This is a genomic window from Sabulibacter ruber (assembly GCF_017355955.1).
Taxonomy (GTDB): Bacteria; Bacteroidota; Bacteroidia; order Cytophagales; family Hymenobacteraceae; genus Nibribacter; species Nibribacter ruber_A.
The window spans coordinates 97,111-113,007 of sequence record NZ_JAFFID010000002.1 but is presented as its reverse complement, the minus strand read 5'-3'; the positions used below and the strand labels follow the sequence as shown (position 1 = coordinate 113,007).

4 protein-coding genes are annotated in these 15,897 nt (G+C 52.5%); all 4 read right to left on the bottom strand.

Translation table 11 applies throughout. The features are described from left to right. Positions 1 to 78: 78 nt before the first annotated feature. Positions 79 to 1,032, bottom strand: coding sequence for a PorP/SprF family type IX secretion system membrane protein (locus JT719_RS11840; protein ID WP_207433518.1), 954 nt, complete (start codon positions 1,030 to 1,032; stop codon positions 79 to 81). Positions 1,033 to 1,043: 11 nt separating this feature from the next. Further along, a complete protein-coding gene (locus JT719_RS11835; protein ID WP_207433516.1) occupies positions 1,044 to 6,974 on the bottom strand; it encodes an ice-binding family protein in 5,931 nt (1,976 codons plus the stop codon). Positions 6,975 to 7,822: 848 nt separating this feature from the next. Continuing rightward, the gene (locus JT719_RS11830; protein WP_207433514.1) at positions 7,823 to 8,842 is read right to left on the bottom strand and encodes a PorP/SprF family type IX secretion system membrane protein; all 1,020 of its coding nucleotides are present in this window, start codon (positions 8,840 to 8,842) and stop codon (positions 7,823 to 7,825) included. 10 nt (positions 8,843 to 8,852) lie between these two features. Next, positions 8,853 to 15,359 carry an Ig-like domain-containing protein gene (locus JT719_RS11825; RefSeq protein ID WP_207433512.1) on the bottom strand — a complete coding sequence of 2,169 codons (6,507 nt, stop codon included), beginning with the start codon at positions 15,357 to 15,359 and terminating at the stop codon, positions 8,853 to 8,855. Between the last annotated feature and the right edge of the window lie 538 nt (positions 15,360 to 15,897).

Sequence of the window (15,897 nt, the reverse complement as noted above, 5' to 3'; positions counted from 1 at the left end):
ACCAAGCGGTGCGCTAAAAAATCAGTTTTGCTGTCCTTTTGCCAAAACGGCCCTAAAACAGCTTAAGCGGTTGCTTCCTCAAAAATAACGCGGCGTTAGCATACGGCCATATTTCTTTTTCAGGAAGTTGTATCCCAGAGAAAGCTCGTGGCTGGAGTAGCTGCGCAGCTGGTTCAGGGAGAAATCATACGAATACCCCACCCGCAGCACCGGTGATGGGTGCAACTCCAGCAATACCGCCAAAGCATTTCCTATGCGGGTAGACGTGGCAAAAGACCGGTTGTTGAAAATGTTGAGGGTAGTACGGAAAGAGGTACCCAGCCAGATCTGCTCATTAAACAACAGGAACGTGTTCAGATCAAGCGCCGCCGGGCCGTTGAAATCTTCTTTCAGCAAGATGCTGGGCCTGAATTTCATTTTCCGGCTGATGTCAAACACACCGCCCGAGGTAAGAAACAAGTGAGGCTTGGGATCTGTGGGCAGGCCATCCTGAAAGAAAACCATGTTGCCTAACGAGACCCCGGTGTAAAACCGGTTGTTATACAGGTAAGCGCCCACTTTGGCGCTCGGTTTCACGGCCCTTTCTATGGTCTGCGGAATGGCGTTATCGTTTTGTTCATCGGGTTTGAGCATGGTGCCATCCAGCGTCTGCTGGGTTACTCCTAAGGCAATACCTACCGCCAGCTTAGTGGCATGAGACAGAGAGATGCGCACCGCCGAGTTCACCGATACCTCTGTGAAGCGCTGGGCCCCCAGGCGGTCATTGGTGATGATGACGCCTCCGGCCAGTTTGCGGTTCAGGTTCCCGTCCAGGCTCAAGGTCTGGCTCAAGGGGGCACCCTCCAACCCGGTCCACTGGCTTCTGTGTGATCCGCTCACGCTGGTGAATCCCTTGCTGCCGGCGTAGGCCGGGTTCAGCAACAGACCGTTGAACATGTACTGCGTGAACTGCGGGTCTTGTTGCGCCAGGCTTATCCTGGGCATGCAAAGCCACGCCGCCAACGCTATTACTCCTAGTATCCTTCTCTTCATCCCTCTTGGTTTTAGCGCATCACGGTTACGTAACCCTTGTAAGTTTTCTCCTCGTTATCGCAGAGGCGCACGCGCAACACATAATAATAAGTACCCTCGGCCAGGCCGCTGCCATCCCAGTTGTTGCGGTATTTCTTCATGCGGTACACCTCGCTGCCCCAGCGGTTCAACACCACCAGTTCATTTTCTGGGTATTCCAGTAGATTGCGCACTACCCAAAGATCGTTCTGGCCGTCATGGTTAGGCGAGAACACGTTAGGGATATTCAGTTCCGGCGCCAGGTATCTTGGGGTAATGTCAAAGCTGCCCGAAGATACCGAGCAGTTTCCGTTGCTGGCTACTACCGAGATTCTGGCCGGAGACAGAGAGGCATTAGCGGGAGCAAGCACGGTCACTCTGCTGGTACCCTGACCAGAAGCGATAGACCAATCTTTATCGTCGGTGAGGATGGTCCAAGTATAGGTGAGGCCCGGCTGACCGGCCACTGAGAACTGGTTGCCCACGCACGGAGAGCTTTCATCTATGATGGACAGAGCTTTTTCCAGCGGCGGGGCCACCGATACCGGCAAGTTAGCCACTACGCTGCTGCACCCGTTGGCGGCTCTCACGCTTATTTCCCCATCGCCCGCTTTAGAAATGACCTTGATGCTGGTAGAGCCTTGCCCACTGATGATTTCCCACCCTATTGGCACATTCCAAACATAGGAGGAAGCGCCGGTCACTTCAGGGATTCTGTAGGTTTGCTGTTCGCCGGTTACACAGAAGGTGGTTGGGCCATCTATATGGGTGGGGCTTAGTAAACTGGTAGCGCTTGGCATTACACTTAGGCTTTTCTCTGTTCCTACTCCGCAGGTATTAGTAGCTTTTACTTTGATGGTGCCGCTGTTAGTAGAAGGAATTACGGTGATGGCGGTAGTGTTCTGACCCGATACCAAAGTCCAGCCAGAAGGGATGGTCCAGGTATACTGGTCTGCCCCGGTGGCTCCACTAATGCTGTAGATCACTGATCCGCCGTTGGCGCAGACCATGGAATTGCCGTTGATGTCGCCGTTGATCACCGGAACCCCGTTGCTTGGCGTTACTGCTACCGTGCGGCTCTCGCTCTGTCCGCAGGCGTTCTTTGCCACTACGCTTACCATCCCCGCAGAACTTCCGGCAGTTACGGTAATAGTGGTAGTGCCCTGACCCGATTCGACTTTCCAATCGGCCGGGAAAGTCCATGCATAGGAAGTGGCCCCGGCTACAGCATCAATCCGGAACACCAGGCCTTTTTGTCCTGCGCAAGGTTTCAGGGCCGATGCCGCAACTACAATAGGGTTTGGCTTAAGCAGTAAAGTGCTTTGAATCTGTACCGGTAAAGAACTTGGAGTAGATTTAAGCCCACATCCGTTCACTCCTGTCACGCTAATGGTTCCGCCGGTGCTCCCTGAAACAACGGTGATGGTGTTAGTGCCCTGCCCAGCCTCAATGGTCCAGCCGTTTGGCACGATCCAGGTGTAGATATTCACCCCGGCTACAGCCGCCACGGTGTAAGTGCCGCGAGCATTACCGCAAGCACCGGTCTGGCCGGTAATAGCGCCCAGAACAGGAGCAGAGCTTGGAGAAACGCTAACGGCCAGAGCGGTGGCGGTGCTGGTGCTACAAGCGTTCTTTGAAGCTACTGTCACCTGACCAGAGGCAGAACCCGCCTGAACAGTAATAGTAGTAGTTCCCTGGCCGGAGGTAATGGTCCATCCCGCTGGCACTTTCCACTCATAAGAAGTAGCACCCGCTACTGGCTGAACGGAATACGTAATCTGGTTCGCCTGCGCACAAACTCCGCTGTTGCCTGTGATGGCCAAAGGGGCAGACAGGTTGTTTGATCCTGCCGTTACGCTCAGTGTTCTTCTGGTTCCGGTGCCGCAGGTATATTGGGTTGTAACCGCTATTTCTCCTGATCCTGATCCTACTCTTACCTGAATCTCACGGCTACCCTGACCGCTGACGATGGTCCAGCCGGTGGGTACTTGCCACTGGTAGCTAGTTACACCAGCCAAAGCCGCCACTGAATACGTCTGCACCGTGGTAGCGCAAAGAGCAGTAGAGCCCTGGATGGGATCAGTGGCTGGCGTGATGGTGGTTGGGGCTACTACTAATACCTGCGCTGCGCTGCTTCCACAAGCATTGCTGGCTTTTACGGTAAGGTTTCCGGCGGCATTCCCAACTTTTACTATTAACGTACTGGTGTTCTGGCCTGAAACGATGGTCCAGCCTGTTGGCAGGGTCCAGGTATAGGAAACTCCCGCTACCGGATTCTTGATGGTATAGGTTTGCTCTGTTCCGCCTCCGCAAGGCATTGCTTCGCCAATGATTCCGGCTGGCAAGATAGGGGCGCTAACTGGGGCCACCTCTAACCGAACAGCGGCGCTGGCGCCACAGGCATTGGCGGCTGCCACGGTGATAGCTCCTGCGGCTGGTCCTGCTTTAACCTGAATGGAATTGGTGCCTTGCCCGCCTACAATCACCCAGCCGGCCGGAACTGACCAGGTGTATTGGGTTGCTCCTGAAACGGCCTCAACTGAGTAGGTAAGAGCCGCGTCAGATACGCAGGGGGCTGTAACTCCTTTGATTGCCGTTGGGGTGGCAGACAACGGTTGAGAAATGGAGATGTTGGTAGAGTCTGCCCGGGTTCCGCAGTAGTTAGCGGCCACCACTTTCACGTATCCGCCGGTATTGCCTGGTTTTACGCTGATGGTTCGGGTGCCTTGGCCTGACACAATGCTCCAACCAGCCGGTACCGACCAGGTGTAGGTTTTAGTGCCTTCCACTTCGGCTACAGAATACGTGCGTGGAGCTGTAGACACGCAAAAGGCTTTGTCACCAGCTATCGCGCCTATGGCTGCCGGAGCTGAGCCAGACATGTTCACGTTGAGCGCCGAGGCAGTGCTGGTACCGCAGGCATTAGAGGCAGTTACGCTTACTTGTGCCGTAGACCCACCCACGCGTACCACCAAGGAAGTGGTGCCCTGACCGCGTACAATGGTCCAGCCAGTTGGTACCGCCCAGGTGTAGGAGGTAGCGCCGGCTACGGCAGCAATGGAGTAGGTAACTTCGCCTTGGTTCGCGCAAAGGTTTGCGGGACCTGTGATTTTGGCCGGAGTTGGCGGAATTGCGCCAGAAACAGAAACCGCCAGGCTGCGCGAAGTGCTTTGGCCGCAGCCATTCTTCGCTGATACCTGGATAGTTCCGCTGTTACTGCCTGCCTTCACGGTTATTTGGTTTGTTCCCTGACCGGAAGTGATAACCCAGCCGGCAGGCACCTGCCAGGTGAAGGAAGAAGCGGCGTTGGTAGAAGAAATGCTGTAGGTGAGTTGATCTGTGTTGGCACAAACAGCTGCTTGCCCTTGAATAGTGGCGGTTAACGCCGGGATTCCGGTGGTGGGGCTAACGGTTAGTTCAGTGGCCGTGCTCTGACCGCACGCATTGCTGGCGGTAACTTTTACCTGGCCTCCATTGTTGCCTGCTTTCACGGTTACGCTGGCAGTACCCTGGCCAGAGACAATGCTCCATCCTGCTGGTAGTACCCAGGAATAAGAAAGACCAGCCACTGGATTGCTGATGGTGTAGGTTGCCTGGCCACCCACGCAAGGGGCTGTTTCACCTGAAATGGCAACCGGGGCTACGGGCAGAATAGTAACAGGTGCTACTGGCAGAAGCTTGACAGGGCTGGTGCCGCAGTCATTGTTGGCAGACACCGAGATGTTACCAGCGTTTTTCCCCGCTTTTACTGTGATAGAAGCGGTTCCTTGCCCTGAAACAATGGCCCATCCTTCGGGCACCGACCAGTTGTAGCCAGTTGGTCCGTTGGTTGCAGTCACAGAGTAGGTAAGGTTTTCCTGTGAAAAACATGGGGCGGTAGGTCCTGAGATTACTCCGGTGATGGTTGGCACGTTGGTGCTAACCGATACTCTTAGCTTCACCGTGGCACCTTCGCCGCAGGGGTTGGTAGCAATCAGTTTCACCTCACCGGTAGATCCTACTTTCACGTTGAGCCGCCGGGAACCTTGCCCGGAAAGAATGCGCCAATCAGCAGGAACGCTCCAGGTATAGGTGACGCCCGGCGTGTCTTCCACGGAGTACGTTTGCTCCGCATTTGAGAAACAGATGGAGGTATTGCCAGAGATAGCGCCAACCGTAGGAACACCCGTGAAGATTGAGGCTCTGAGAGACGTTTCAGGGCTGGTTCCGCAAATGTTTCCCGCTTTTACGCTGACCTGGCCGCCTGTACTGCCAGCACGCACCACCAGAGTGGCGGTGCCCTGACCACTAATGATGCTCCATCCGGCAGGTATGGTCCAGGTGTAGTTGGTGGCGTTGGCTACCGCTGCCACCTGATAGGTGATTCTGTCTGTGTTGGCGCAGACCTGCTCCGGTCCGGAGATTAGCCCGGGCTTTTGAGGGGCCGAGGGCGATATGTTCACCTGTACTTCACTGCTGGCACTCTTGCCGCAGCTGTTCTCGGCGGTCACTTTCACTTTGCCGCCTGTTGTGCCGGTGTTCACCGTTACAGAAGTGGTTCCCTGTCCGCGCACCACGGTCCAGCCAGCAGGCAGCTCCCACTGGTAGGAGATGGCCCCTGCCACCGGATTGATGGCGTACGTGATTTCTCTTTGGCCTGCACATATTTCCTTAGGACCGGCAATGGTAGAAGGCATGGGCGGCGGGGAGGAAATTGTGCTTACCGGCAGGGTGCTTTCCGGGCCTTCGCCGCAGGCATTGACCGCCCGTACAGAGATGGTGCCTTGCGTCTCGGTGCCTCCGGTAGAAACCGTGATGGTATTGGATTCGCCTCCAGACACAACAGACCAGCCGGCAGGAAGGGTCCAGGCGTATTTGCGGGCTCCTGAAACTGCCGGTACGGTGAACGTGCTGGTGGTATTGATACAAAGCGCTGTTTTCCCGCTGATCTCGTCCAGTTTGGAAGGGGTGGCGCAGATAGATAGCTCAGAGGAGTTGTTCTTGATGTTAGGGTCGGTGCCGTCTCCGGTGACAGTAGCTACCGTGGTGGAAAACTCGGTCTTCAGAATGCTGGCTTTCACTACCATGGTAGCGGAGGCTCCGCTGGGAAACTTCTGGATGAGCCACTCTCTCCGGATTGGGTCAAACAAAGAACCCAGCGAGGTAACGGCGCTTAGGTAAAGGAGACCAGAAGGTGTTTCAAAGTTTACCACCACATTGGTTTCGGGGTCTGGGCCCAGGTTCTTCAGGGTGATGGTGTACGTCACAAGCAGGCCTACTCCAAAGGGGCCTTCGCTTACCACGTGCTTAATCTCCAGATCAGAGACGTTGTCTGAGCCCAGTTCGGTCACATCGGTTTTGGAAACCGTCACGCTGCCGCTCTTGCTCAGCAGTTTTCCCTGTACCGAGGTATTGGTTGCTGTGATGTTGCCCTCAGATAGAATTGTTCCTTTGAATGCGCTCTCGGGTGCCAAGGTCACGTTTCCTGTTACTTGCCAGAAAACATTTTTGGCGCGTACGCCCTGGCGCAACTCAATCTTCACGTGGGGATCTACCTGCAGATTGCCGTCTATTTGAAATACAAAAACGGCGTTAGGGTGCTTGCTTCCTAACAGCTCAATGGATTTCCGGAGGTGGGCGTTCCCTTTCACCCGGTACACGCCTGGCTGCAGCTTGCCACCCGACAGCGCTTCGCTTGACAGTGTGGTGGTAGGCTGTTGTTTCTGCAATTCTGCATACACTCTGTCCAAGTCTGAGCTTACCTCAGAGTTCCTGGAAACAGCCGGGAGAATGCCTTTTGCTATTTTGCTGTTGCCCGTGTTTTTAACGCCAGCGCCACCTATTACAGACAGCCGTTGTAAAGACTTTAAAGCGGGAGATTTTTGTGCAATCGCTTCAGATACAAATAGAAACGAAAATATAATTAGCAGTAAACGTATTTTCATGTAACTCCTCCGGGCAATCTAAAGAATCACTCCTTGAACTATTAGTCCAATTAAGTTTATTAAATATATAGCGTATTTTATATTATACATAATGTTATGTTAACCCTAGAGGAAAATAGTTTCTAAGCAAAATGAATAAGAGAATTCCATTTCGGTTAAATGTCTTTCTGCTTTTTTTAATGCTTAGGTAAATTGATATAGTACAAGATTCTGTGCTTGCACAAATTTATTAAATAAAATGTGATATCTGAGGGATTTAGTAAGATTGTTTTGCTGTGGCCCTAAGGGAGCCACATAAAGTAGTTGGCTGATTTTGAAGAATATACTTGCTTGTGGAAGTCTGTAGGGTGGTAGATAAGGTTCATTCTCAAGAAAAGCTTCTACAGGAGTGCCTTTCCAGAAAGGGAATAAGAAGAATCAAGGAGCGTTTTTTGCTTCTTTTAGCGAAATCAGACCTAAAACTCAGGCACAGGTTCTGCCCCTGCTTCAAGGAATGCAATTCTCACGGTTAAACAAGATTCTGGCAGGAGAGCTTGAAGCACCTGCAGTCGCCTTTCCGGAACCCGAAATAGAGGTGCTCAAATGCTAGGTAGATTCGTCTTTTTAAACTGTGGACAACCTGCGATTTAAGCCTATTTTCCTTAAAACAAGCCTAAAATAAATCGGTTCAGGTGAGCCGTTCTGCTTTGCTGTTGAAGGAAGTGCCGGGCTTCCCTGGCAAGCACTAAGCTTAGACATAAAAGGCCAGCTAACTTCTGAATAAGAGTCAGCTGGCCTTTTATGTTTTCGTTCTATCCCAGAATGTGAACTGTAGTGTGAGTACCGATTATGCCATGCAGGAAGACAGCTTACCAGATCCAGCGCGGGCAGAGGACCTTAAGTTTGTTGTTTAGTTTGAATCCCACCATGAATTCATGGGAGCCCGCACTGTTCTCACTTTGCCCCGAGGTGGTGAGGTCATAAGAGTACCCAAAGTCTAGCACATGGCTTACGTACAGGCCAAACAGAAAAGAAACGGCATCTTTGTCGCGGTAAGAGGCGCCTATCCAAACCCGCTCATCATACATGGCTTTCACATTCAGGTCAATGGCTCCGGGGCTTGGGCCTGCCTTTTTGTACAGCACCGAAGGCGTGATCATCAGGTCATGCACGCTAAAGCGGTACCCAGCGGTGACAAAGTAGTGCGGGATCAAACGAGCCGATATGCTAAGGTCCAGCGGGGTTTTGAAGTCGCTTTTGCTGTTGAGCAACTGCGCCCCAGAAATCCCCAGAAAAGCTTTGGGCGTGTAGAGCCAGGTGCCAACGCTTACATCGGCTTTCGTCAGGTTCACCTGGTCTCCCAGCAAAGCGGCATCTGACGGATTAATGGCCCGTGCCCTGTTGGTGTTGAAACTGTTCTTCAACACCCCGGCCGAGATGCCGGTAGAAAGGTTGATACTCTTCGTCAAGGGAATATGGAAGGCGTACATCAGGTTCACAGAACTGGTTCTAAGCAAACCCGCCTGGTCTACCTGCACCATGGCACCCACCCCGTGATGCGGATTTACCCGATGGAATTTGTTGTTCCGGTTCACATGGCTTTTGGAGGTTCGGTACTGAAATTTTCCCCGGCCCTGCGCATTGCGGTCATTCTTGCCAATGGAGGCGTGTGCACTGGTGTAGAAAGTGGTAGGGGCGCCCTCAATTCCTATCCATTGCTTCCGGAACGAAGACCGCACATCCATGTAATTCTCTATGCCCACCACCGCCGGATTGATCACCAGGCTGTTGGTCATGTACTGGCTGAACTGGGGCATCTGCTGCCCTGCTGCGGAAAAGGAAGCCATCCAAAACAATGTCAGGCTCACTAAAACTAAACTCTTCTTCATATTCATGGCCTTACTTGATGATGGTGATGCTTCCTGAAATAGGTTCTTCGTCTTTGTCTAGGTGGATGATGTAGTAATAGGCGGCAACTGGCAGAGGCTGGCCCTGGTAAGTGCCATCCCACCGGGTTTTGTACCCTTGCGAAGAGAAGAGCTTAGTGCCCCAACGGTTGAACACTTCCACTCTGCAGTTAGGGTAATTCTCAATGTTCTGGATTTCCCAGTCGTCATTGATCCCGTCTTTGTTAATGGTGAGCACATTGGGGATGTTGATTTGAGGCAATACCGTCACGGTTACTTCATCTCTGGAGGTGCAGCCTTCCGCGGAGGTGACGGTTACCGTGTAAGTGGTGGTTTCTTTTGGAGTAGCCGTGGTGGAAGCTGTATTGGTAGAAGAAAGCCCCGTAGCTGGCGACCACTCATAGGTTACCCCGCCCGTAGCAATCAGCTGAGTAGATCGTCCGGCAATGATGGTCACATCGGGGCCGGCGTTGGCTGCAGGCGGCACCACTTCTACTTTCACCGGGGTTCTGGTGCTGCTGAAGCAACCTTCGCGGGAAACTGATTGGACGTAATAGGTAGTGGTTTGCGTAAGGGCAGGAGTTGGGAAGGTAACGCCCCCGTAAATAAAGGAACCTCCCTGCGGCTGATCATACCATTCCACCCCAAAGGCTGGGTTGGTAACCGTCACATTGGTTCTTTCTCCCGGACAAACCTTTGGGTTGACCGTCACTAGCGCAGGTGGCGCAGGCAGCGGATTCACTTTGATGCGGATGGCGTTACTTGCCTGGTTTTGGCAAGGAGCCGAAAGAATGACTCTTCTGAACCATGAAGTCTGGCTAAGAGCCGCCGGCTGGTAACTGATGCCCGTATTGTTACCCGGAGCCGGGCTGAAGGTTCCGGCAGGGCCATCGGTGCTAACTTCCCACTGATACGTAACGTTAGGGCCACCTCCGGTAGGCACTGAGCCTCGTAATAAGACTGGAGTTACGCCGGCGCAAATCTCCTGCTCTGCGCTGATGAGGTTGTTGGTGATAGGCGGAATAACAGTGATCTTAATTGGTGCGCTCTTGCTTTCAAAACAAGGGAATGAAGTAACGGAGCGTCTGTACCAGGTGGTGACTTTAACTGCTCCGGGAGCATATGTAGCCTTTTTATTATCGCCAGGGGCAGGAGTAAACAACACGCCATCGGTGCTGCTTTCCCATAGGTAGGTGTAGGTGCCACTTCCGCCGGTTGGGGAGGAGCCGGTAAGCGGTTGGGCCATATCGCCCTGGCAGATCGTCTGATCAGCGGTGATGTCATTATTACTCACCAGCGGCACCACCGTTACCTGTACCACGGCAGAAGTGATGGAGCATCCGCCGGATAAAACAGTTCTTCTGAACCAGGTGGTTTGGGTAAGGTTCGCAGGCTGATAGTTTCTCTCCTGAAAGTTGCCACTGGCCGAGGTGAACCCGCTGGTAGAGCCTGTAGTGCTGCTTTCCCAGATATAGGTGTACGTGCCATCGCCGCCCTGTGGTTGAGAGCCGGTCAACGGAGCCGGCCGGCTGCCCGCGCAGATAGCCTGCGGAATGGAAATCTGGTTATTAGTGATAACAGGACTGATGGCAATACGCACGGCGGCGCTGATGTTGGGCGCGCAAGGCCCTGCAGTTACTGTTCGTCTGAACCAGGTAGGAGCTGTAATATTGGTAGGCATGTAATCCATGCCGGTGTTGTTTCCAGGAGCAGGGCTAAACCCAGCAGTTGGCCCCTGGGTACTTCTTTCCCAAAGGTAGGTATAGGTTCCGCTTCCTCCGGTTGGAGTAGAGCCCGTCAGAAGGCTTGGGCTGGAGCCTGCGCACAATGCCTGGTCTGAAGAAACGATGTTATTGGCTATGTTCTGGTTTACGGTTACCTGAACGGCTGTTCGGGGGCTTATACAACCTTTGGCATCAGTGATCTGAACGTAGTAAGTTGTGGTAGCTGTGAGAACCGGGGTGGTAAAGGCAGCCCCTTGCCCCAGGGCGGTTCCGCCGGTCTCTACATCAAACCACTGGTAGGTTCCCGCTCCGGAGCTTGTCACGGCTAACGTTGCTTTGCTGTTTTCGCAGATTACCTGCGCGCCTACCGCTGGAGAAGCTGGCAAAGGCTCTACGGTGATCTTTATTGCCGCCGAAGCGCTGGTACAGCCTCCAGTGGAAACCACTCTCCTGAACCAGGTAGTTTGCGTAAGATTGCCGGGAGCGTAGTCTATTTCTTCTGCACCAGAGATCACCGTAAAGTCTGTGGCCGTAGCAGAGGTGGTGCTGCTTTCCCATCTGTACGTAAATACCGCTCCGGAGCCGCTGGCTGGAACCGAACCTGTCAGTTTTGCAGGAACTGTATTGCTGCAAATAGTTTGCGAAGCACTAACGGTATTGTTTGTGATAGGTGCGGTTACGGTAACCTTGATGACGTTGCTGAAACTGGGTGCGCAGGGGCCGCCTTGCACCCTTCTTCTAAACCAACTAGTTTCAGTTAGCCCAACAGGAGCATAGTTTTCCTGGGTGGCGCTAGCTATTGGAGTAAACGTGGTACCATCGGTGCTGGACTCCCATTGGTAACTGTAAGTGCCGGAGCCTCCACTAGGTTGTGAACCGGTCAAGGTCTGTGCGGCAGAACCTGCGCAGATGGTCTGTTCTCCGGTGATGGTATTGTCAGCAATAGGCTGCTGTACCTCTATTTTTACGGCCGGACTGGTAGACGTACAGGTTCTGGAGATTACTTTTCTTCTGTACCAGGTGTCCTGCGTAAGTGCGGTAGGAGCATAGTTTTTTTCGGTTGCGCCAGAGATATCAGCGTAGGTGGTGCCGTCAGTGCTTTGCTCCCACTGGTAGGTAAAGATGTTGTCTCCTCCGGTAGGCTGCGCGCCTAATAACAAAGCAGGAGTAGAGCCTGTACAGATAGCCTGGGTTTGGCTATTCGTGATAATGTTATTCTCCAGAGCAGGGCTTACAGTGATCTGCACCACGTTACTTACGCTTGGCGCACACGCTCCTGCGGTAACAACACGTCTGAACCAGGTAGTGGCAGTGAGCGTTCTGGGATCCAGATTCCTGGCATCGGCATTCGGAATTGCACTGAAGCCGGCAGTAGCAGACGTGGTGCTTTGTTCCCAGACGTAGGTATAGGAGCCGCTGCCTCCGGTAGGGTCTGCTCCCGCAAGAACTTGCGTTAATTCTCCTGCACAAATAGTCTGATCTGCGGAGATAGAGTTATTGGCAATAGGTTGCTGTACCTCCACCAGCATAGCAGCGCTTTCACTTCTTTGGCAAGCCCCCGATTCCACCACGCGTCTGTACCAGGTATTCTGAGTAACCGCCTCAGTGGGAGTATAGTCTTTGGTGGTGGCTCCTGCAATTGGGCTAAAACCAGTAGTGGCAGAAGTTGTGCTGATTTCCCATTGATAAGTGTAGGTGTTGTTGCCTCCTACCGGCTGCGAACCAGTGAAAGCCGCAGGGGTGCTACCTACACAGACTGTCTGGTTAGAAGAAATCGTGTTGCCGGTGATTTCAGGACGTACCGTAATCTCTATGGCTCCGCTGGTGGTAACACAGCCGGCAGAGCTAACCACCCGGCGGAACCAGGTAGTGGTAGTAAGGGCCGCCGGCGAGTAGTCTTTGGTGTTAGAATTAGGAATAGGGGCAAAGCCGGAGGTCCCAGAGGTTGTGCTGCTCTCCCAGGCATAAGCAAAGGTGCCGTTTCCTCCCGTTGGCTGGGAGCCTGTGAGTACGCTTGGGGTTTGGCCGGTGCAAATGTCCTGGCTACCGAGCAGGGTATTATCCGCAATGGCAGGCGCTACTTTAACCCGAATCTCAGTGCGAGTGGCGCTTACGCAGTTGTTGCCGTTTATCGCCTCCACATAATACACCGTGTCACGGCTCAGGACAGCTGTTTTGAACGACTCTCCAGTAGCTACTGCGGTCCCTCCGGTGCTGGCGGTAAACCATCTGTAGGTGAAACCCGGTTGCGCATTCACCACTAGGGTTGCCTGCTGTCCTTGGCAGATAGCCATTTCGGACTGGGCAGTTGGGGCTGCCGGAGTGGGGCTAAAGGTGAAGGCCACCGCGTTACTCTCATGCGCCGGACAGCTTTGCGATACAATTGTTCTCCGGAACCAGGTGTCCCGGGAAATAGTGCCTGGCGTATAGTTCTGCTCCGTATTGATGCCCGGAGCATCTGTAAACGTTACCCCATCTGTACTGATCTGCCATTTATACTGGAAAGGACCGCCGTCTCCGCCAGTTGGTAGGGATCCATTTATGGTTTTGATCGCTTCTCCTTCGCAGACGGAAGTAGGGGCCTGTGCCGTAATGCTGTTATTGGTAATCCCTTTGATAACCGATACGGTGACAGGGGTTTTGGTAGCGCTCACGCAGCTAAAGCCGCTCACAGTTTCCACATAAAAGGTGGTAGTGGTAGTTAGGGCCGAGGACGGAGTGAAGCTTTCGCCAGTAAACAAGGGGTTTCCTCCCGTGGCAGCAGCGTACCAACGGTAAGTATACCCGGCAGCAGCATCGCTTACAGTAAGCGTGGTGGGTTGTCCCTCGCAAATGGTAAGGCCCGCTACTGTTGGAGGCAAAGGCAGGTCTCTGATGGTGATTTCCTGCGAGGCGGTAGTTGAGGTGCCGCATTCATTTGTGGCGGTAACGGTAACCAGATACGTCCCTTTGCCCGGAAAATTGATGCTGGGGTATTGAGAATTCTCAGAGGTGCCAGCTACAAAGGTAGCGCCCGGTGTTCCTGTGATGGTCCAGTTATAGGCTGAGATGGTGCCAAAGTTGGCCTCGTACACCGGGAAGTGAGCTGTATTAGAGGCTGAGAAGGAAATTGCCTGTGGTTCGCAGTATTCCCGTGCGCTTGGTAAGGTAACGGTAGGGGCAGCATTCACCTTCACCTGGGTACTACTGGTAGAGGTTCCGCAGGGGTTTACAGTTTCCAAGGTGAGGGTGTAAGTCCCGGCGGCAGTAAAGTTGAAAACAGGATCTTTACTGGCGAGAGACCCAGACGTGATGGTATAGCCGCTGTTGGGAGAAACCGTCCAGTTGTAAGAAAGCTGTTCGCCGACAGAAGTGTTATTGGTGGCTACCTCCAGGTTGGTACAGCCGGTAGTAGGGTTCAGGCTGGTTGTGAAGCTGGAAGCCGGTGCATCAAGGATGGTGAAGACCTGTGTGGTGTCATGCTGGTTACAGCTGTTGCTTACTTTGAGTTTGATGCTGTAGCTTCCTTTGGCCGTAAATTGAATAACCGGACTAGCCGAGGAAAGCGTGCCAGAGGTAAGTGACCAGCCGGTAGCGGGGCTTATCTCCCATTGGTAGTTGGCATTGGTGTTACATCTGCCAATGCCCAGCATGTTGGCCCCGGGGTCTGAAGTGTTTTTGAGGGTATAAGGTGTATTAAGACATCCAACCGGGCTTTTGGGCTCTATTTCAAACTTCGCTTTAGGCGTGGCCGCAATGTTGATAGAACTTACGGATACATTGGTAATACCACAGGGGTTGGAAGCAATGGCCGTTAAAGTAAAGGAGTCTCTATTGTTGTTGTTGCACGAACTCTTTCTGAACGTATGGGAAAGGCTGGAAGGCACATTGTCCTGCGTGAAAGTGTACGCTGGCGTTCCATCATCAAATTGGAACGTGTAGGTAGTAGAGGGGCTGTTATTGGCCACGCCCGTGATAGGGAAGGTGTAAGTAACGGGCGCGCAACCAACCGTGTTTCCGGGGCTACCTACCGAAAGGCTGGGATTGCTTCCGTTGAAGACCAGTATATTTCTGGTGGTGGTGCAGCCGTTTGGCCCCGCAATGATGAATTTGAGGTTAAAAGCACCCTGGCCCGTGTACGTGTGCTCGGCTTCTTCAAAGGAGGCCGGAAAATTCTCCACTTTTCCATCGCCCCAATCTATGGTATAGGCTCTGTTGGTGCTCTTGGTAGAAGAGGTATTCCTGACTTTCAGCAGATAATTGGAGGCAACAGGGGAACAGTTGGTGAAGGGTAAGGTGAAGTTTTGGGTAGCCAGCACGTCTTCCAGCGATGGATCTGCCCGCTGTATAATGGTGATATCCTTTTTGATTTCACTTGTACAGCCCCCTGCGTTGGTGACTTTCAATGTAACCGTGTAGCTAGTGGTGCCAGTGCCGTTTGAGATAAACGTGTGGCTAGGTTCAGCGGCAGTGCTGGTGTTGTTATTCCCGGCGGTTGGATCGCCAAAGTCCCATTCATATTTGAAGCCTGTACCAGCCGGAGCGCCCGAGAACTTGACGCTGTTGCCGGAACAGACATTGTTTGCAAAGGTGAAATCTGCCACCGGATTCTGGCTTGTAGCTACAGAGAAAGGCGAAGAAACCTTTTCTGTGCACGAACTGCCTTTGACCAGGACAGTGTAATCGCCCGGAGAGGTTACGGTTAACCGGTTGGTTGTTTGCCCGGCAAGGTTAGCTCCATCCTTTTGCCACTGGTAAGTGGCGCCGCTGTTTGTAGAGGAAGCTTCTAGAACCACCTGCCCACCTGGGCAGAGCGCATTAGGTCCTACTGCTGCTATTGAAACCTCGCATTCCTCTGCAAACCCCTGTGCACTCAGGAAAATAAAGAAAACAAAAGATAGTATGTGGCTACGGTAGAACTGTGCCATAGAATAAAATAAAATGATAGAATGTAGTATTTACCTTTATGAGAGAGGGGGTATTCTCAGTATATGTGACAATACAAGTAATAAATAGCATTAGTTCCTGAAGCAGAGCTGAGTTAAGAATATTTTAAATTGGAATAGTTATATATAATACATCATTATGGAGATTTTAAGGCGCTGAGTGTAGGAGGAAATATGAATAGTAGCTACGGAAAATTTTAATTCAAGAGAAGGTAAATATTATTCAATGAATGAATGAGAATAATCTAATAATACGAATTAATAACAAAAGTAAAGGCACGTGTCACATTTGTTTGTGGTGATGTGAAAAGCAGAACCTTAATAAATGGCTGAATTTTATGTTTTAAGCCTATTTTTCTAAAATGAGACTCAAAGTAGTTGCTTCAGT